Consider the following 19456-nt stretch of genomic DNA (forward strand, 5'->3'; position numbering starts at 1 on the left):
GCGGCATGATCGACAGTTTGACTTCGCGCATCTTCGCCATTTTCTGGCTGACTCTGGCGTTGGTACTGATGCTGGTGCTGATGTTACCCAAGCTGGACTCACGCCAGATGACGGCGCTGCTGGAAAATGAGTATCGTCAGGGCGTGATGCTGGAGCAGCATATCGAAGCCGATCTTGCCGCCGATCCCCCCAACGATCTGTTTTGGTGGCGACGCCTGTTTCGCGTGATCGAAAAATGGTCACCGCCGGGGCAACGTCTGGTTTTCGTCACGAGTGAAGGGCGCATTTTCGGTACGCTGCAAAAAACCGAAATGCAAATTGTGCGTAACTTTATCGGCCAGTCCGATAATGCCGACCATCCGCAGAAGAAAAATTACGGCCGGCTCGAGCTGCTCGGACCGTTTTCCGTGCGCGACGGTGAGGATAATTACCAGGTTTACCTGCTCCGCATGGCGAACAGCCCGCAGTCCGATTTTATCAATTTGCTGCTGGACCGCCCGCTGCTGTTACTGATCGTCACCATGCTGATCAGCACACCGCTGTTGCTTTGGCTGGCCTGGAGCCTGGCAAAACCCGCGCGGAAGCTGAAAATTGCTGCCGATGAAGTGGCGCAAGGCAACCTGCGCCAGCACCCCGAACTGGAAGCCGGGCCGCAAGAATTCCTCGCCACTGGCGTCAGCTTTAACCAAATGGTCAGCGCGCTGGAACGCATGGTTACTGCGCAACAACGCCTGCTTTCTGATATTTCCCATGAACTGCGCACGCCGTTGACACGCTTGCAATTGGCTACCGCGCTGCTGCGACGTCGCCAGGGTGAGAACAACGAGCTGAACCGCATTGAAACCGAAACGCAGCGGCTGGACAGCATGATCAACGATCTGTTGGTGTTATCGCGCAACCAGCACAAGAACGAGCTGGGGCGTGAATACATCCGAGCCGACGAGCTGTGGGGAGACGTGCTGGACGATGCCCGCTTTGAAGCCGAGCAAATGGGTAAAACGCTGGAAGTGCCTTATCCACCCGGCCCCTGGCCGCTGTTCGGTAACCGTTCCGCACTGGAAAGCGCCTTCGAAAACGTGGTGCGCAACGCCCTGCGTTACTCAAACACCCATATCAGCGTCGCCTTTGCCGTTGATAATCAAGGGCTCACCATTAACGTTGACGATGACGGCCCTGGCGTTAACCCTGAAGATCGCGAACAAATCTTTCGTCCGTTCTATCGCACCGATGAGGCGCGCGATCGGGCATCGGGTGGAACCGGGTTAGGGTTGGCAATTGTGGAGAATGCGATTACGCAACATAAAGGCTGGGTTAAAGCAGGAGATAGCCCGTTAGGAGGGCTGCGTCTGACCATCTGGCTGCCGCTGAACGAACGCTAAGCGCAGAATAACGACCTGGGGTACGGCGCGTTGCGCCGCCCCGCTAGCGCATGCGCTGAATCACTTGCAACAGTTCCGCTATCGCTTCTTCCCCACCATCTTCCAATACCGCCTTACGCACGCACCCGTTGGTGTGATCGGCCAGCAATTGATTGGCGACCGCATTAAGGGCGGAGCGCGCCGCAGAGATCTGATTAAGGATATCAACGCAATAACGGTCTTGTTCGATCATCTGACCGATACCGTTAACCTGACCGTTAATCCGGTTGAGCCGGTTCAGCAGCGCTTTTTTACGCGGCTGAACCACACGGCGCACGTCCGGTTCATCGGCAGAATTGGCCGCTTCAGTGGCAGCGGCACAAAACTCGCATTTACGCGACGACGTCAAAGCCGAGTCCTTCGACAGTGTCGCGGAAGACGTCTGGGTTGGCTTTTTCTGTCTCATTGTACTCCACGTTTACCAGACCGGTGTCCAGCGTGACCTGCACACCCTGAACCCCATTAAGCGCTTCCAGCGCGTTCTTGACCTTACTGGCGCAGCCGCCGCAGGACATACCTTGGACGTTGATTGTAGCATAGGACATAAAATACTCTCCATTTCACATTGTGTGACACCGGGCGGAGCCGGAAGGCTCAGGATATCAGTCGCGCCGGGTCGGTTTCCAATGACGTAACAGCAGTGAATTGCTCAGCACCGAAATCGAACTGAGCGCCATGGCACTCCCGGCAATAACCGGATTCAGTAACGACAACGCCGCCAGCGGAATGCCCAGCACGTTGTAGAAAAACGCAAAAAACAGATTCTGTTTTACCTTGCCGAGCGTCGCACGCGACAGGCTAATGGCATCCAGCAAGCTATCGAGGCGGTTACGCATCAGCACCACGTCCGCGGTATCCAGCGCGATGTCCGAGCCCGCGCCAATGGCGAAGCCCACATCTGCCGCCGCCAGCGCGGGGGCATCATTGATGCCGTCGCCCACCATACCGACACAGCGTCCACTGGCCTGAAGGCGCTGTATCTCCGCCGCCTTGTGCTCAGGCAACACCTGAGCCACCACGTTAGTGATCCCCACCTGTTTGGCAATCACCGCCGCCGCACGTGGGTTATCCCCGGTCAACATCATGACCTCGATGCCCTGGCCTTGCAGATCGGCAATCGCGGTGCGTGCATCGTCGCGCACCTTATCGGCCAGCGCAATGTACCCGAGCAGCAGCCCGGCGCGAGCCACGGCAATCACCGTTTTTCCCTGCGCTTCCAGTTTGGCAATCTGCGCCTGATCGAGCACGATGTCATTTTCAGCCAGGAAACGCGGTGACCCCAACAGCCAGTTTTCACCGGCCACCTCACCTGTTACCCCCCGGCCAATCACCGCCTGAAACCCACTCACCTCGACGGCTTCCACACCGGATTCCCGCGCATGCTGCACCAGCGCCTGCCCGAGGGGATGCTCGGAATGCTGCTCCAGAGAAAGCGCGACGCGCAGCAGTTCAGCGTCGGCCACCGCAGCCTCTGGCAGTACGTCACTGACCGAAGGCTTACCTTCCGTGATGGTGCCGGTCTTATCCAACACCAGCACCTGCAAACGCTGTACTTGCTCTAACGCATTGGCATTGCGGAACAAGATACCGGCCCGCGCCCCTTGCCCGGTACCCACCATGATCGCCGTCGGCGTCGCCAACCCGAGCGCACAAGGGCAGGCAATCACCAGCACCGCCACCGCGCTCACCAGGCTGGAGGCCAAATCACCGCTGATAAACCAGTGTGTCAACCAGGTAAGCAGCGCGATGGCTACCACCACCGGCACAAACACCGACGAGATTTTATCGGCCAACCGCTGCACTGCGGCTTTTGAGCCCTGTGCGTCTTCGACCATACGAATGATACGCGCCAGCGCCGTATTGCTCCCCACACCGGTGGCTTTGACACGCAGCATGCCGCTTTGGTTAAGCGTCGCGCCAAATACTTCGGCACCCACCGCTTTCACTACCGGGACACTCTCGCCGGTCAGCATCGATTCATTGACCTCCGAGAGGCCATCGAGAATGATGCCGTCAACAGGAACACTCTCACCGGGACGCACCACAAAGATATCGCCGCTGTGCAGGCTGGCCACATCGCGATCCTCAATCTCACCGTCCACTTCCACATGGGCGATGGGCGGTTGCAGGTTGAGCAGGCCTTCAATGGCAGCACCGGTTTTGGTTTTCGCTCTGCTTTCCAGCAGCTTACCCAACAGCACCAGCGTAATGATCGCGGCGCTGGCTTCAAAATAGAGATGACCGTGCGGCGTGGTCAGCAGCGTGAACAGGCTGAACAGATAGGCTACGCTGGTTCCCAGCGTGACCAGCACGTCCATATTGGAGGTGCCGCTACGTAACGCGCTCCAGGCGCGACGGTAGAAATGGCGTCCACTCCAGAACTGCACCGGCGTTGCCAGCAGTGCTTGCAGCCAGCCGGGCAGCAGATGCCCGCTGCCGAAAAACATTCCGCCCATTTCCGCCATCAGCGGCACAGTGAGCACGGCCGCAATCAGAAATTCTCGGCGTTCACGCTGCCACGCGCGTTCGCGCCGTGCACGTTCTTCGCCGCGCTGACCGCCTTCGACCACATGAGCCTGAAAGCCTCCCAGCTCAATCGCACGCACCATCTGTTCCGGGCTGACCACGCCGGGGCGATAGCGCACACTGGCTCGGCTGCTGGCAAACAGCACTGTCGCATGCACATCGGGCAGGGCTTCAAGTGCCGCCTGAATACGTTCAGCGCAGCGTTCACTGCTCATGCCGGAGAGTTCCAACGTCAGAGTCTGTTCAACCACGTCAAAACCGACTTTATGAATCGCCGCGACCACATCCTGCACCGAGCTGCTTTCCCCTTGCAGCCGGACACGCGCACGCTCGCTGGCGAAATTGACGTTAGCCTCCACCCCCGGCAAGCGGTTTAACACGCGTTCAAGGCGCACAGCACAGGCCGCGCAGGACATGCCGCTGATAGGAAGGTGCAATGAGAGAGGATCGCTACCATTAGTCATTTCGTTGTTATCCTTAGACTTTCCGTTAAAAGGCTTCGATATCTGCCTTGTCGGTGAGGGGATAACATACCCCTGAGTCAGTGAATTTTATACCCCACAAGGGTATTTTTATTAGCAAAACATAGCAAAAATTTAGATATGCATTAATTTCAATATGATAGGTAACATCATTCCAGTTTTCACAAAACCATATCCAAAAAAATCATTTTTAATACGCCGTTATCCTTTCTAGCATCAGATCGATTTTCAATATACCCCCTATGGGTTTATCAAATAAAAATGAGGGACATCGTGCTGACGGCTTGCACTGTAACCCCATGAATTCACACACAACAAATTTGGATAAGGGAAAACACATGACACGCTCAGCATCACGCTCTTGGCGGCAGCCTTACTCTCTTCGGTATCATCATTTTAGACTAAGCGCGGCGGCAGTTTTTGTCGCCAGCCTGACTTGCGGTATAGAAAACGCCTTTGCTGCGGATCCCATCACCACCGATACCCCCACCACGCAACCCGCAGACGCTGACAGCGAGGGGGCGAATCTGAGGGGAATTACCGTCTGGGGACAGGCGCGCACGGAAGATACAACCTCCTATACCGCGCAGGAAACTACCGTCGCCAGCAAGTTGCCGGTAGCGCTAAAGGATATTCCACAGTCCGTCTCTGTCGTTACCCGGCAGCGTATTGAAGATCAAAACCTCACTACGCTCGAAGATGCTCTGCAACAGGTTACCGGGGTAACGGTCACCCCCAACGGCACGGACACCAGCCAATATCGCTCGCGTGGCTACGCCTTGAACAGTTCGATCGATGGTGTGCCGGTTTATAGCGGCCTTAGCGGTTCGGAGCAGTTCGATCTCGCCATCTACGACCGTGTCGAAGTCCTGCGTGGCCCAACAGCACTGCTCAACGGCAGCGGCGACCCCGGCGGTACCGTCAACGTCGTCACCAAAAAACCGCGTGACCGTTTTGCCCTCAACGGCACGCTGAGCGCAGGCAGTTGGGACAACTATCGTAGCGAACTGGACGTCACCGGACCGCTGAACGAAAGCGGTACGCTACGCGGTCGCGCAGTGGGTATTTGGCAAGATCGCGATTTCTTCTATGACCGAACCCATCAGGAAAAAAAGGTGTTCTACGGCGTGCTGGAGTACGATCTGACGCCAGACACCACGCTCTCTGTCACTTTTGCCAATCAGCTTAACCACATTAAGGCCCCCTACTACGGTCTGCCCGCTTACACCACGGGTGCGCTGCTGGATGTCTCGCGCTCGCTCAATCCAACGCCTGACTGGGCCTGGAGCGACAGCCACACGCAGGAGTATGTTGCGGGTATCGAACAGCGCTTTGACAACGGCTGGACCGCCACCAGCAAATTCCGCTATCTCGACAAAGACAGCGGCTACAAAGACAGCTTCGTCTCCTCCGGCGTGGATCCGGAGACCCACACCGTCAGCTATTGGTACAACCGCCAGTTCGACAGTGAATACCGACGCTACGGTTTGGATCTCTACGCGGGTGGCCCTTTCCGACTGCTGGGCCGTGAGCATCAGGCACTGATCGGCTACAACTATGATGACTATGAGTATCAGTACGCGGGGTATAACCGGGCTGGCGCGCGGCAAACCGGCATCAGCCTGTTCGATCCGTCCGCAGTGCGTGAATACGATGTTACCCCCACCAACGGTAACCTGACGCGAACCATTCAAAGCGGCGTCTATGGTCAAACGCGCCTGCAACTGCTCGATCCGCTCACCTGGGTCGTTGGCGGTCGCGTCAGTAACTTCACCATTCGCAACCGTAGCATCAGCCCCTCCGCACCGACAGCCTGGTCCAAAGAGTCATCGGCCAACGGAGAGATCACCCCCTACACCGGTTTGATCTACGCCGTGACACCGCAGGTTTCCCTTTACGGCAGCTACTCTGAGATTTTTATCCCGCAAGATGCGCAACGTGCCGATGGCTCCGCACTTGACCCGCGTAAAGGCAAGCAATATGAAACCGGGGTGAAAGGCAGCTTCTTCGACGGCGCATTAAACGCCTCCGTCGCACTGTTCCAAATCAATGATATCAATCGCCCTATGGTCGATTTGAACAACCCGGATTCCTACATTGCCGCAGGGGAAGTGCGCAGCCGAGGGTGGGAGACCGAAGTGAGCGGCAGTCCGTTACCGGGGTGGGACATTACCGCAGGTTACACCTTCCTGCTGACCCGCTATCTCGAGGATGACACCGAATCCGGCACCTTCAGTCTGGGTGAGCCCAAACACAGCTTCAAGCTATGGAGCCACTACCGCTTAGCGGGCGGCCAGCTTGATGGACTCGGCATCGGCGGTGGATTGATCGCAACCAGCGCCTACAGCGGCGTGCGCGGCAATTCAGACGAGCGCTCTCAAGGAGGATATGCCTTGTTCAACGCCGCCATCAGTTACCCGATCAACAAGAACCTCACGGTATCGCTCAATGGCGAAAACCTGACTGACCGCAAGTACTACGCGAGCGTCGGCGGCCTGAATACCTATAACATCTATGGCGCACCGCGTAACTTCACGCTTTCGCTGCGCGCCAAATTTTAACGCTGACTGATGATGAGCAAACCCATGTCACCCGCCACGCTGCTGCTGCGCTACTGGCGCAGCGCGGAAAAATGGCGCGCCGCCGGATTGCTGGCGCTGATTATCACGCTGGAAATGGGCACGGTGTACGCCTCCGTGGAGATCAGCAACTGGCAGCGTCACTTTTTCGATGCGCTGGCGGATTTCCACTATGCCGCCATCAGCACGCTGATGTTCACCCTGGCGCTACTGATGGCACTTTCCGTGCTGAGCAAGGCCTTCAGCGTATGGTTTACCCAGTTGCTTACCCTGCACTGGCGCACCTGGCTGGTGGAGATCTTTTTGCAACGTTGGCTACAGCATCGCGCCTATCAACGGCTGGAAAGTCAGGCGCTGACGGATAACCCGGATCAGCGTATCGCAGAGGATTTATCCCTGTTGGCGGAAAAAAGCCTGTCGCTAGGGCTGGGACTGCTCAGCAATCTGGCGAACGCCGTCTCTTTTGCGGTGATCCTGTGGGGGCTGTCAGGGGCGCTATCGCTGTCACTGTGGGGACACGATATCCGTGTTCCCGGCTATATGCTGTGGGTCGCGATTGCCTATGCACTGCTCGGCTCGTGGATTATGGAGAAGGTTGGTGGGCCGCTGGTCGCACTCAGCTACCAGCGGCAGCGTTACGAGGCAGACTTTCGCTATCAGTTGGTCCGCGTGCGTGAACACGCGGAGCAAATCGCCTTTTATCGCGGTGAAAACGAGGAAGCGCGGCGCTTGCATGCCGCCTTCGCCGCCATTCGTCGCAACTGGCGCAGCCTGATGACCTACAGCAAACGCGTCGCGTTTACCGAGACGCTCTACATCGACGCCAGCAGCTTTGTGCCTTATCTGTTCGTTATCCCGCGTTACTTTGCCAAAGAAATTACCATTGGCGGCGTGATGCAGATGAGCGTTGGCTTTTCCCGGCTGCGCACCGCGCTCTCGTGGTTCCTGTTTAACTATCAGGATCTGGCATTGCTGCGCGCAGCGCTGCAACGGCTGTGTGATTTCGACGCGGCGCTGTGCCATTCACCACACAGTGATATTCAGACTACCCCTGCCGACGATGGCATTCTGCGTATTCGCGATTTGCACCTGCATCTGCCCGATGGCTCGACGCTCTGCACATTGCCCGATACCGACGTTCTGCCAGGGGAACGCTGGATGATTGTTGGAGGTTCTGGCAACGGCAAGAGCACGCTGCTCCGTGCACTGGCTGGACTCTGGCCATACGGCAGCGGCAGCATCGCGCTGCCCGGCGGAACCCGCCTGTTTCTCCCACAAAGAAGCTATCTTCCGGTGGGTACGCTACGTGAAGCGCTGTGCTACCCCACAGGGGTATTCGATGACGCCCACTGCCGGGAAGTGCTCAGGCAAGTAAGGCTTGAGCACCTCCTTGATGCGTTGGATCAGGTGCACCCGTGGGACAAATACCTGTCCGGTGGGGAACAGCAGCGTCTGGCCTTCGCAAGCATCCTGTTACAGCGTCCGGATTACGTTTTTCTGGATGAAGCGACATCCGCCCTCGATCGCGACAACGAAACCCATCTGTATCAGTTGCTGCACGATACGCTTCCGGCGACCACGGTGATCAGCGTGACGCACCATGCCCATCTGGCGCACTGGCATCACCATCAATTACAGGTGATTGCCCAGCCCAGAAACAGCGCGGGGCCGACATCGCCCTCAACCGTCGAAAACCCAACGCCGTTGCCGTCTGCCCAGGCCTGCCTGACGGCCACGACGCACACCATCGGGGAGCAATGATATGAACACGCTGACTGTGACGTTATCCGAGGGGACGCGCCTACGTATCGAGCAGGTTGTCACCGTCCTGCTGGCGGCCCTGCTACACGCGGGGGTGATTTATTACCTATCGGCGACATCGGCGGTGGTCATGCCGCCTTCGGCCGCGCCTGCGATCAGCGTGGAACTGGCACTCAGTGCCGAAACAGGCATAACCGCAGCGGCTCCACCCGCGCAACCGGCAGAAGCGACACCGCAAGAGAGTACGCCGCCACCCGAGCCGCAAACGCCCGCCGCTGTGCCACAGGAGGCACCCGCACCGGAAGCCGTGAAGCAGCCACCGGCGAAAAAACCGGTAGCCAAGGCACAGGCCCGCAAAGCGCCAAGCGCTGAACCACAGCAAACGGCCGAGCGGAGCAATGCAACACCGGGCAGTCATGCCAGCGCCAACACGGAAGCCCCGGCGTCCGCCAGCGCGTCAACGGCATCCGAAGGTGCCATTACGCCAGCGTCTGCCACTGCGGATCACCTGAATAACCCACCGCCGCAATACCCTGCTCTGGCGTTGAAGCGCAAATGGCAGGGCACGGTACAGCTACGGGTACAGGTGCTGGAATCCGGGCGGCCGGGTGAAATCCAGATAGCACGCAGCAGCGGGCGCGACATTCTCGATCAGGCGGCGGTGGCGGCAGTCCGGCAATGGTCATTCGTTGCGGCGCGCCGGGGAGGAACACCGATGGAGAGCTGGGCCAGCTTTCCGCTCAGTTTCAAACTGCAATAGTGCCAACCGGCACTCTTGTTAACCGGGGCTGCATGGCAACCTGGCTGCGCCCTGACAATAACACTATCGAGGTGACAAATGACTCTGCTCAACAACAGCGGGTATTCCATAGAAACGTTGACGATCTGGTTACTGATCGTCTTCTCCACCCTCACCTGGTCACTGGTGATCATCAAAAGCGTACAGTTTTCACGTCTGAAGCGGCGCGACCGGCACTTCCTGCACGCGTTCTGGCAAGCAAAAGCGCTGGCAGATGTCCATGGGGAATACCCCCAGCATATGGGCGCTGCCGCCAATGTCGCCCACGCCGGGCTCGCCTCACTGGCGGTTGATAGCCCCGCCAACAGTGGACTGGCGCAGTCCATCGATTTTCAAGACCGCTTCGAGCGCGCCCTGCGGCATCAAATTCAACGCGAGAGCCAACGGCTGGAAGCCGGTCTGGCCTTGATGGCATCCATTGGATCCATTTCGCCGTTTATCGGCCTGTTTGGCACCGTGTGGGGCATCATGGAAGCGTTGCAGAGTATCAGCCAGGCAGGCAGTGCCAGTCTGGAAACCGTCGCCGGTCCGGTCGGTTCTGCCTTACTGGCTACCGGGATTGGTATCGCCGTCGCGGTTCCTGCGGTACTGGGATACAACTACTTTTTGCGTCGGGTAAAAAACGCCGTCGCCCGTTTGGATAACTTCGCCCACGATTTTTACAATGTGGTGCAAAAGAACGGCTTCAGCCTGACACCCGCGACTCAGCTCGCATCACAGTCCTGACAGGAGCACTACCATGGCATTTTCTCCCCACTCTACATCGGAATTGCAAAGCGAAATCAATGTCACGCCTCTGGTGGATGTGATGCTGGTACTGCTGGTGGTGTTTATTGTCACCGCGCCGTTGCTCACCAACGCCGTGCCGGTCAATTTGCCGAAAACAGCGGCCACCGCACCGCCCGATACGCAGCAGCCGCTGGTGGTCAGTATCGATGATAACGGCCAGTTATTCGTTGCACAGACGCCGCTGCCCCTTGAACAGTTGGAATCGCGACTGCTCGCGGCGCGTAGCGAAAATGAACGCCTTCAAGTACAACTGCGCGCCAGTGAAACGGTAAATTATGGCCTGGTGGCAAAATCACTGGTCAGTATTGAGCGCGCGGGCATTAGCAAGGTGGCGATTGTGACGGCACGCTAACCCCTCAATATGCCTAACTGAGCATAAACAGAAGCCTGCCGAGACTCGATTTCAGTCATCTGCCTGTTGTGTTTTGCTGCCCCTCCAGTAGAGTGAGCGGTATTTCCGGCTATTCATCAGGGCAGTCAGTTTGAGCAAAGCGTGGTGCAACCGCTTTGCTCCTTGTCCGTCAAACAGGAAGTGATAATGAAAGGTGTTTCCTTATTGGCTGGCGCACTTGCACTGCTTTTCAGCGGCCAGGCGTTAAGTTCAGGTGATGACGTATGCGGATTCTCCGATGCCGAATGCGGCATTGCGGCGCTGCCTTATCTGGAGCCCAATAACGACACCCGCGTCAATCTGATCCTGCTGCAAAGCAGCCGCCACCATTTGGCCCTTCCGCTGCCACAGCCATTGCCCGATCAGACACGAACCCGCGTGAACCCTTTTACCGCCTATCGCGTCATGGGGCTGACCGCCAGTGAGACCAGCGAGGACGACACCACGGCGGACAGTCTGAATCAACCCTCACCGCTGACGGTCAAAGCCAAGCAGTTAGGCCTTCCTCCCGAGGTGCAAGCGCAGATGGATACGCTGGCGCCGGAGGAAAACGAGGGCCGCCATATTTCCAACGATGTCAGCGCGGTAGAGGCCTTTTTCGATGTGCTGCTGGCAGATACCCAACTCACCGCACCGCAGCGCATCCCGTTGGCGCAGGCCCGCATCAACATGCTCGCCTCCGCAACCACGTTAGACACCATGACCCGCGATCTCGCGACGCTGCCTGCGGACGGCCATGTCGGAGAGCTCAAGCAGTATTTGATCAACGCGGTGGCTTTCTATCAGGGCCTGTTTGAACAAGCCAACAGCGGCTTTCAGTCGCTAACCACGGCCAACCAGCCGTGGGTGGCCGAAACCGCGCGCTACATGTTGATTCGCGTGTCGCTGAATCAAGCGATGGAAAATGCGCTGGATGAATACAACATGTTCAATGTCGATAAGGCTGACAAGGAACAAGGACGACGCGCGGTCGAACGTATTGATGCCTATCTGCACGCCTATCCGAAGGGCCGTTATGCCGATTCTGCCCGTGGACTTTATCGGCGCGCCTACTGGGTGATCGGCGATGAAAATGCCCTGTCGGCCCGTTATCAGCGCGTGATTGCCGCGCAGAAAGATCTGGATGCGTTGCAGACGATCAATAACGAAATCGACAATAAGCTACTGGAAAGCGGCAGCTTTATTCAGACGCCAGACGCGCCGTTGCTGATGCTGGTGCAAGATCTGAAACGGCTGCGCAGCGACAAAGGCTGGATGCAGTGGCCCGCATTGTCAGAAGCCGAGCTGATCGCCCAGCAGGCGATGTTTGACGATGCCGGTATGCAGCAGCAGTATCGCTATCTGCACGCCGCTTTCCACTATTACCAACAGCGAGATGCGGTGTCCACGCTGGCGTTGATTCCGGAAGAGACGGGCAACGACCTGACGGACACTACCGATTTCAGCCTCCAGGTACTGCGCGGTTTGGCGCTGGAGGCCGAACACGGCTGGCAAGCGGCGGAAACGCACTGGCGGCATCTGTTAACGTTGAAAACCAACGAAACGCAGCAGCAGTATCTGCAACTGTCTCTGGCGGAAACGCTGGTCAAAGCAGGTCACCCTGAGGCTATTTTTGCGTCTGACAGCCCGGTTAACAATCTGCGTTTCCGCTCTGCGGTGCTGAAAACCTCTGCCAATGCCGACCTGCTGCGCCAGCAAACCGGCGAGCAGCAAACCCATGAAGAACGCGCCGTGGCACTGCATACGCTGCTGACCCAATCGCTGGTGCACCGTGACTATGCCGCCTACCTCAAAGACAGCGAGCTGTTGCGCACCATTGCACCGTTGAAAAGCGCAGAAAACGCCAGTTGGAATATGGAAGACCTCACCGCCTTCACCTGGGATGGCAGCGATACCGAAGAGGGGTATCAGTGCCCGGCGCTGACTACGGTGGTGTCTACGTTAAATAAACGGCCTAATGACGCCCACGCCACCAACTGTCTGGCGGAATTCTTTTTCCGTACCGGCAATGAAGTCGGGTTCGATTGGGGTGAAAGCAATCAGTTGGAAGCCTTGACCAACGCGCCCAGTCAATTCAACGGGAAAGCCTATTCCCGGCTGGATGCCTACCTGAAAGTGATTGCCGATCCGCAGGCACCGCCGGAAGACAAAAGCTACGCGCTTTATCGTGCTATCTACTGCTATGCGCCCAGCGGCATGAACGATTGCGGCACGCAAGAGATCAGCAAAACAACGCGCAAAGCCTGGTTTACCCAGTTGAAAACCGAATTCAAAGGCAGCCAATGGGCCACGCAGCTCAAATACTATTGGTAGTCGCCTGCGTTCTGTTCACGAACGTCGCCCATGCTGAACGCGTCAATGCCGCCCATTATCAGGATTTTTGGTTATGGGCGGCCGTCAAACCGCAGCCAGTGCTGCATCAGGCACACACGCTCTACCTGCATCAGGGGGAAATCGCCCGCCGTCACGGGAAAACCGTGTTTTTGCGCCAGGGACTGCCTGCCAGCGCGCTGCGGGTGGACAACCTGTGGCTCTCCTACCGCATTACCATGTTGGATCTCTCGGATAAACACCTCAACCGGATGCTGAAAGCGCAGGCGCGCTGGCGCGCATTGGGTAACCAGGTGAACGGTATCCAGATCGATTTTGATGCCCGCAGCTATCAGTTGGCTCGCTACGTGAAATTTCTGCAAACCCTACGCCAGCGCTTACCCGCCGATACACAGCTCAGCGTTACCGGGCTGCTGGACTGGGCCAAAACCGGGGACGTCGGCACGCTTAACCGGCTAGGCGGCGTTATTGATGAGTTGGTGGTGCAGACTTATCAGGGCCGATCGACGGTGACACGCTATGCGGAGTACCTACCCGCGCTGCTGAAACTGCAAATTCCCTTCCGTCTCGGCCTGGTACAGCACGGGCAATGGGACGAACGCTGGCAGCACCGTTTGGCCGCGTCGCCGTATTACCGTGGCAATGTGGTGTTTCTCGTCAACCCGCCGCCAGAAAGGGTCGTGTTCAGTAAATAGACACCCGTTAGCTGCCGCCGCCAAACCCGTTCTGCCGCCATGCTTCGTAGCTGATGATGGCAACCGCATTCGAGAGGTTAAGGCTACGATTGTTCGACTGCATGGGAATGCGAATACGCTGTTCCGGCGTAAAACCGTCACGAATCGCATCCGGTAATCCCGCGGTCTCCGAACCGAACAGCAGCACATCGCCCGGCTGATAGGCGGGTTGATCGTAAGGACGGCTGCCTTTGGTGGTGCAGGCAAAAATACGCTGACCGGCTACCGCAGCCAGAAAATCCTGGTAATTTTTATGGCGGCTGACATTCGCCAGATCGTGATAATCCAGCCCGGCGCGGCGCACCTTTTTCTCATCCAGATCGAAGCCCATCGGTTCAATCAGATGCAATTTGCAGCCATTATTGGCAACCAGACGGATGATATTACCGGTGTTTGGGGCAATTTGTGGCTCATAGAGCGCAATATGAAACATGAGAATAGGTCAACAAAAGCGGTTCAGGCCGCCAGTATATAACAAGCCACCCCTGCGCCCTAGGCAGGAATTCAGACAACATGCCGCGACGTTTTTCTACCAGACGCGTACACTGTATACAGGAGGTACGCATCATGACCCGTTATCTGATCCCGATATTTTGTCTGGCCCTGGTGTCGCTTGGCACGCAGGCCAATACCCAAAGGCTCACCACCCAGCAACAACAGCAAGAAAATGGCATTCCCAGCCAGCAGCGCATGCAACAGCAAATGCAGCAAAACCAGCAGTTGCAGCAACAACAGCTGAATCAGGACATTCAGCGCCGTAGCGAGCAGCAACAGCAGGAGTTGCGGCGTCAGCTCCAGCAAAATCAGCAGCGGACTCAGCAACAAAACCCGCCCCGCTACTGACCTGCTACAGACTCACCCCCATCAGCGCCAGAATCAGCGGCGTGGTTAGCGCCGCCAGCGCCGTTGATAACAGCAGGCTGGCGGCAATCGGGCCGCCCAGCACGTTAAACTGGCGCGACATCAGGTAGAGGTTAACGCCTACCGCCATCGAACCCAGCAGAACCACCACGCGGGTTTCCATCTCTGGCAGTCCGAGCATCACCGCCAGCCCCCAGATAACCAAAGGCTGCACCAGCAGTTTGAGCACACACACCACGGCGCTGATTTGCCAGCCATCGCGCACCCGATATTCTGCCAACCCCATGCCGAGTGAAATCAACGAGAGCGGCACCGCCGCCTGTGACAGCATCCCTACCGGCTGATCAACAAAGTCCGGCAGAGAGAATCCGGTCAGGCTGAACAGCGTGCCGGATAAGATGCCGATAATCAGCGGATTTTTCAGCACCCCGACCGCCGTTTTGCCAAATCCTTGCAGCGATAGCGCTCCGTTGCGCGCCCACTCCACCGACACGGTGACCAGCGTCCACAAAATCAGGCCGTTAAACACCAACACCAGCGCCACGGAAGGCACCGCTTCTTCGCCAAGAATGGTGGTGGCCAGCGGCAACCCCAGCATGACGTTGTTGGAAAAGATACCGCTTAGCGCAAAGACCGAGCCGGAGACGCCGTCCAGATCAAACACCTTGCGGGCAACGATACGGCCAATCACGAACACGATCAGGCAACTGCCGAAAAACGCGATCAGCAACCGGGCATCCACCGGAGGACGTTTGGAGAAATCACTCATCATGCGAAACAGCATGGCAGGCAGGGCAACCGAGAAGACAAAGCGGCTGACGCCATCGGTGAACGCAGTGGGCCATTTGGCAAACCGGATCAGGCTGTAGCCAAGAATAATCAATACAAACAGCGGTAGTGAAATCACCACCTGGTGCCAAAAGGAGAGTACAAAGGGGGGCATAGGGTAATCCTTCAATGCCTCACTCAGCAGCGCCAGATAGCCTGATTAATGTAAGCGCCCACTAACAAGTTCGGCCACATCAGGCAACCTCGCACATACGGAAAGGCGCGCTATAACCGGCTTATTAGACGAATTATTATCTCCCCTGAGCATCACTCAGGGGATGTGGGCGGATTTAGCCGGCGACAAATTCCGCGCCGATTAAATCTATCCGGTCTGTACAGATGCAGTCAACGCCCCAGGCCAGCAAATCGCGCGCGCGCGCCGGTGCGTTCACGGTATAGACCAAAATGCGCAGCCCAGCCGCTTTCAGCAGCGCCACCCGTTGTGCATCCAGCAGTTCATGGTTGAGATGAATGGAAACACAGCCGAGATCGCGCGTCAGACGCAGCCAATCTTCGTCCCACTCATCCAGCAACAGCCCGCGCGGCAACGCTGGCACCGCCTGCTGTGCGGCGGCCAGTGCTTCAACGGAGAAAGAGGAGAGCAGCGGCTCAATCGGATGGTCGCGCCACAACTGTGCCGCCGCCTGCGCGACGATACGCCCCGTCAGGGTTTCCTGCCCGGTCGTGGGTTTGATCTCGATATTGGCCGCTAAACCGTACTGCTTGCAACGCGCCGCCACTTCGGACAAAAGAGGTAAGCGCTCACCAACAAATTGTTTGTTGTACCACCCACCCGCATCCAGCCCGACCAGTTTATCCCACGGCAAATCGCCCGCCACGCCCCAGCCGTTGGTGGTTCTTTCCAGCGTATCATCATGCAGCAAAAAGATTTCGCCATCCTGAGAGAGCTTGGCATCAAACTCGATCATTTTATGCCCGTGATGCGCTCCCACGTCGATGGCGGCCAGCGTGTTCTCCGGTGCCAAGGCACCGCCGCCACGATGGGCGACAATCGCCGGATAAGGCCACTGTTTTTCCATTATTCCACCCGCAATCCGCTTTCAGTATCAAAGAAATGCCACGCCTGCGGCGGCAGGGCCAGCCACAAGGTGTCGCCGCGCGCCGGGCACTGTTCATGAGAAAGGCGCACTACCACCCGCTGTTCCCCCCATGCACCGTGCGCCAGGTTATCCGCGCCCAGCAGCTCGAGGGTGGTCAGCAATAGCGGTATGCCACCCGCCTCACGCGTGGTCAACTGAATATGCTCCGGTCTGACGCCCAGCGTCAATGCCCGCCCGCCCCACTCGGGTTTTGCCACCGGTAACGGTAGGACAAACTCCGCGCTGAACATAAACTGCGTGCCGTCATCGCTGATGCGCCCGGCCCACAGGTTCATGGCCGGAGAGCCGATGAAACTGGCGACGAACAGCGAGGCCGGACGGCGATAAATTTCCGTCGGCGGCCCAATCTGCTCGGCAATCCCTTTGTTCATCACAATCACGCGCTCTGCCAGCGTCATGGCTTCCACCTGATCGTGCGTGACATACAGGCTGGTGGTGCGCAGGCGCTGATGCAGTTGCTGAAGTTCAAGGCGCATCTGCACACGCAGTTTAGCATCCAGGTTGGAGAGCGGTTCATCGAACAAAAATACCGCGGGTTCACGCACGATAGCGCGGCCCATGGCGACCCGCTGACGCTGCCCGCCGGAGAGCTCGCGCGGTTTACGCTGCAACAGCGGAAGAAGCTCGAGAATACGCGCAGCATCTTCAACACGCTGGCGGATCTGCGACTTACCAAAGCCACGGATTTTCAGCCCATAGGCCATGTTGTCATAGACGCTCATGTGCGGGTACAGCGCATAGTTCTGGAACACCATGGCGATACCGCGATCTTTCGGCTCCCGCTCGGTCACCCGTTCGCCATCGATATAAATATCACCGCTGGTGGTGCGTTCCAATCCAGCCACCATGCGCAGCAGGGTTGATTTCCCGCAGCCAGAAGGCCCGACCATCACCACAAACTCACCATCCGCCACATCCAGATCGATGGGCTGAATCACCTGTGTTTTACCGTCATAGGATTTGGTGACGGCCTGAAGTTTTAAACCTGCCATATCGTCTTATTTCTCACTATCCACCAGACCACGCACAAACCAGCGCTGCATCAACAGCACCACCAACAGCGGCGGCAACAACGTCATCAACATCGCCGCCATCACGTGGTTCCATTGGGTGGCGACATCGCCAGAGGCGATCATGCTTTTCAACCCGGCCACTGCGGTGCCAAGGTTAACGTCGTTGACGATCAGCAGCGGCCAGAGATACTGGTTCCAGCCGTAAATAAAGGTAATCACAAACAGCGCCGCCAGATTGGTACGCGAGAGCGGCAACACCATATCGAAAAAGAAACGCATCGGGCTGGCACCATCAATGCGCGCCGCCTCCATCAACTCATCCGGCAGCGTCATAAAAAACTGCCGAAACAGAAAGGTGGCGGTAGCCGACGCCATCAGCGGCAGCGTCAAACCGGTCATGCTGTCCGTCATGTTCAAATGGGCGATCACTTCCACCGTCGGGAAAATACGCACTTCCACCGGTAGCATCAGCGTTAAAAAAATCATCCAGAAGAACAGAGAGCGGCACGGAAAACGAAAGTAGACAATCGCGTAAGCTGAGAGAATCGAGACGGTAATTTTGCCGAAGGTGATGGCTAATGCCATCACGGCGCTGTTGAACAGCATCTTGCCGAACGGCGCATTGTTCGAACCGGCACCGTGGTGCCAGACATACACCAGATTGTCCCACAGCTGCGTGCCGGGGATCAGCGTCATCGGCGTTTGAAACACCGCCTGATTGTCCAGCGTTGCCGCCACCACGGCGACATAGAGCGGAAACAGAATGGCAAGTACGCCGATTACCAGCATCAAGTGGCTGAAAATATCCAGCCCGCGACGATTTTCAATCATCGGTGCACCCCTTAGTAATTGACCTTGCGTTCCACAAAGCGGAACTGAAGGACTGTCAATCCGACCACCAGCAGCATCAACACCACCGACTGCGCCGCAGAGCTGGAGAGATCCAGACCGGCAAACCCTTCACGGTAGATTTTGAAAATCAGGGTGGTTGTAGCCTGCATCGGCCCACCCGCCGTGGCGGCATCGATAATCGGAAAGGTGTCGAAAAAGGCATAAACCAGATTGACCACCAGCAGAAAGAAGCTGACGGGCGAGATCAGCGGTAGCACCAGATTGAAGAAACGGCGCACCGGGCCTGCGCCATCAATGGCCGCCGCTTCCACCAGAGAGCGCGGGATGGACTGCAACGCCGCCAGGAAAAACAGAAAGTTATAGCTTATCTGCTTCCAGATGGACGCCAGCACCACCAGAAACAACGCCTGGCCGCTGTGAGTGGCGTGATTCCAGTCATAACCCCACTGGCTTAAGCCATAGGTGATTAATCCGCCGGGGCTGAACAAAAACATCCACAGCGCGGCCGCCACCACCGGAGCCACCGCGTAAGGCAGAATAAACAGGGTTTGGTAAAGGCGGCGACAGCGCAGCACATAGTCCACCAACGCCGCCAGCAGTAACGACACGCTCATGCCGCACACCGTTACCAGAGAACTGAACACCATGGTGGTATAGAAGGCGTCCAGATAGTAGCTGTCGCTCATCAGGTGGCGGAAGTTTTCGAGGCCGACAAACTCGCTGGAGAGCCCAAAGGGATCAAGGCGTTGCGTGGAATACAACAGCGCCTGACCGGCAGGCCAGATAAAGAAAATCACCGTGATAGCCAGTTGGGGAAACACTAACGCATAAGGTAACCAGCTACGGCCAAAGACAGGGCGGGATGAGGTCATGCCACATACTCAATCAAAGAAGGGGAAAACAGGGCGACAGATGTCGCCCTTGGTTGCTGACAAACCCTTTTCTGCATGTCCGTGTTTCCCGGCGAATCA

Annotated in this window: 18 protein-coding genes; 9 read left to right on the plus strand and 9 right to left on the minus strand. The window is 57.4% G+C overall.

From position 1 onward, the window contains the following. The first annotated feature begins 5 nt into the window (after positions 1–5). Complete coding sequence (cpxA, locus tag J5067_RS17435; RefSeq protein WP_264645139.1) at positions 6–1379, plus strand: envelope stress sensor histidine kinase CpxA; 1374 nt, start codon at positions 6–8, stop codon at positions 1377–1379. Positions 1380–1422: 43 nt separating this feature from the next. Here cpxA and J5067_RS17440 read toward each other — a convergent pair whose 3' ends face one another. From J5067_RS17440 to J5067_RS17450, 3 genes are read right to left on the minus strand one after another with little or no spacing between them, the layout of a single operon-like run. Next, positions 1423–1767, minus strand: coding sequence for a metal-sensitive transcriptional regulator (locus tag J5067_RS17440; protein ID WP_319801687.1), 345 nt, complete (start codon positions 1765–1767; stop codon positions 1423–1425). After that, on the minus strand, positions 1751–1963 hold the full coding sequence (locus J5067_RS17445; RefSeq protein WP_264645140.1) for a heavy-metal-associated domain-containing protein: 213 nt from the start codon (positions 1961–1963) through the stop codon (positions 1751–1753). Before J5067_RS17445 ends, J5067_RS17440 begins: the two co-directional genes overlap by 17 nt. Before the next feature lie 57 nt (positions 1964–2020). Further along, the gene (locus J5067_RS17450; protein ID WP_264645141.1) at positions 2021–4408 is read right to left on the minus strand and encodes a heavy metal translocating P-type ATPase; all 2388 of its coding nucleotides are present in this window, start codon (positions 4406–4408) and stop codon (positions 2021–2023) included. Positions 4409–4764: 356 nt separating this feature from the next. On the opposite strand from J5067_RS17450, the gene J5067_RS17455 reads away from it, so the two are divergent. From J5067_RS17455 to J5067_RS17485, 7 genes are all read left to right on the plus strand, one after another. After that, entirely contained in the window at positions 4765–6987 is a 2223-nt protein-coding gene (locus J5067_RS17455; protein ID WP_264627640.1) for a TonB-dependent siderophore receptor, read from the plus strand. 9 nt (positions 6988–6996) lie between these two features. After that, positions 6997–8766 (plus strand): ABC transporter ATP-binding protein/permease, encoded by a 1770-nt coding sequence (locus J5067_RS17460; RefSeq protein ID WP_264651646.1) that lies wholly within the window; start codon positions 6997–6999, stop codon positions 8764–8766. A gap of 1 nt (position 8767) precedes the next feature. Further along, the gene (locus J5067_RS17465; protein ID WP_264651647.1) at positions 8768–9526 is read left to right on the plus strand and encodes an energy transducer TonB; all 759 of its coding nucleotides are present in this window, start codon (positions 8768–8770) and stop codon (positions 9524–9526) included. Positions 9527–9604: 78 nt separating this feature from the next. Next, positions 9605–10291: a MotA/TolQ/ExbB proton channel family protein gene (locus J5067_RS17470; RefSeq protein WP_264645144.1), complete on the plus strand. Its 687-nt coding sequence runs from the start codon at positions 9605–9607 to the stop codon at positions 10289–10291. A 13-nt stretch (positions 10292–10304) separates the two neighbouring features. Then, the gene (locus J5067_RS17475; RefSeq protein WP_264628665.1) at positions 10305–10706 is read left to right on the plus strand and encodes a biopolymer transporter ExbD; all 402 of its coding nucleotides are present in this window, start codon (positions 10305–10307) and stop codon (positions 10704–10706) included. A gap of 186 nt (positions 10707–10892) precedes the next feature. Next, positions 10893–13058, plus strand: a complete 2166-nt coding sequence (locus tag J5067_RS17480; protein WP_264651648.1) for a hypothetical protein — start codon at positions 10893–10895, stop codon at positions 13056–13058. Beyond that, complete coding sequence (locus tag J5067_RS17485) at positions 13028–13771, plus strand: DUF3142 domain-containing protein (protein WP_264645146.1); 744 nt, start codon at positions 13028–13030, stop codon at positions 13769–13771. The genes J5067_RS17480 and J5067_RS17485 overlap by 31 nt, the downstream gene beginning before the upstream one ends. Before the next feature lie 7 nt (positions 13772–13778). Here J5067_RS17485 and J5067_RS17490 read toward each other — a convergent pair whose 3' ends face one another. Further along, positions 13779–14243, minus strand: coding sequence for a tRNA (cytidine(34)-2'-O)-methyltransferase (locus tag J5067_RS17490; RefSeq protein ID WP_264645147.1), 465 nt, complete (start codon positions 14241–14243; stop codon positions 13779–13781). A 134-nt stretch (positions 14244–14377) separates the two neighbouring features. On the opposite strand from J5067_RS17490, the gene J5067_RS17495 reads away from it, so the two are divergent. Continuing rightward, positions 14378–14653 (plus strand): DUF2756 domain-containing protein, encoded by a 276-nt coding sequence (locus J5067_RS17495; protein ID WP_264645148.1) that lies wholly within the window; start codon positions 14378–14380, stop codon positions 14651–14653. 4 nt (positions 14654–14657) lie between these two features. Here the strand turns inward: J5067_RS17495 and J5067_RS17500 are convergent, their stop codons facing one another. The 5 genes from J5067_RS17500 to ugpA form a co-directional block, all read right to left on the minus strand. Then, a complete protein-coding gene (locus tag J5067_RS17500) occupies positions 14658–15614 on the minus strand; it encodes an AEC family transporter (RefSeq protein WP_264645149.1) in 957 nt (318 codons plus the stop codon). Between the two features lie 175 nt (positions 15615–15789). Beyond that, positions 15790–16539, minus strand: a complete 750-nt coding sequence (gene ugpQ, locus J5067_RS17505) for a glycerophosphodiester phosphodiesterase (protein WP_264651649.1) — start codon at positions 16537–16539, stop codon at positions 15790–15792. Further along, the gene (locus tag J5067_RS17510) at positions 16539–17612 is read right to left on the minus strand and encodes a sn-glycerol-3-phosphate import ATP-binding protein UgpC (RefSeq protein WP_264645151.1); all 1074 of its coding nucleotides are present in this window, start codon (positions 17610–17612) and stop codon (positions 16539–16541) included. Before J5067_RS17510 ends, ugpQ begins: the two co-directional genes overlap by 1 nt. Positions 17613–17618: 6 nt before the next feature. Continuing rightward, a complete protein-coding gene (gene ugpE / locus J5067_RS17515; RefSeq protein WP_264645152.1) occupies positions 17619–18464 on the minus strand; it encodes a sn-glycerol-3-phosphate ABC transporter permease UgpE in 846 nt (281 codons plus the stop codon). 11 nt (positions 18465–18475) lie between these two features. Then, a complete protein-coding gene (ugpA, locus tag J5067_RS17520) occupies positions 18476–19357 on the minus strand; it encodes a sn-glycerol-3-phosphate ABC transporter permease UgpA (protein ID WP_264651650.1) in 882 nt (293 codons plus the stop codon). Between the last annotated feature and the right edge of the window lie 99 nt (positions 19358–19456).

Source organism: Candidatus Symbiopectobacterium sp. NZEC151 (assembly GCF_025962655.1).
Lineage (GTDB): Bacteria > Pseudomonadota > Gammaproteobacteria > Enterobacterales > Enterobacteriaceae > Symbiopectobacterium.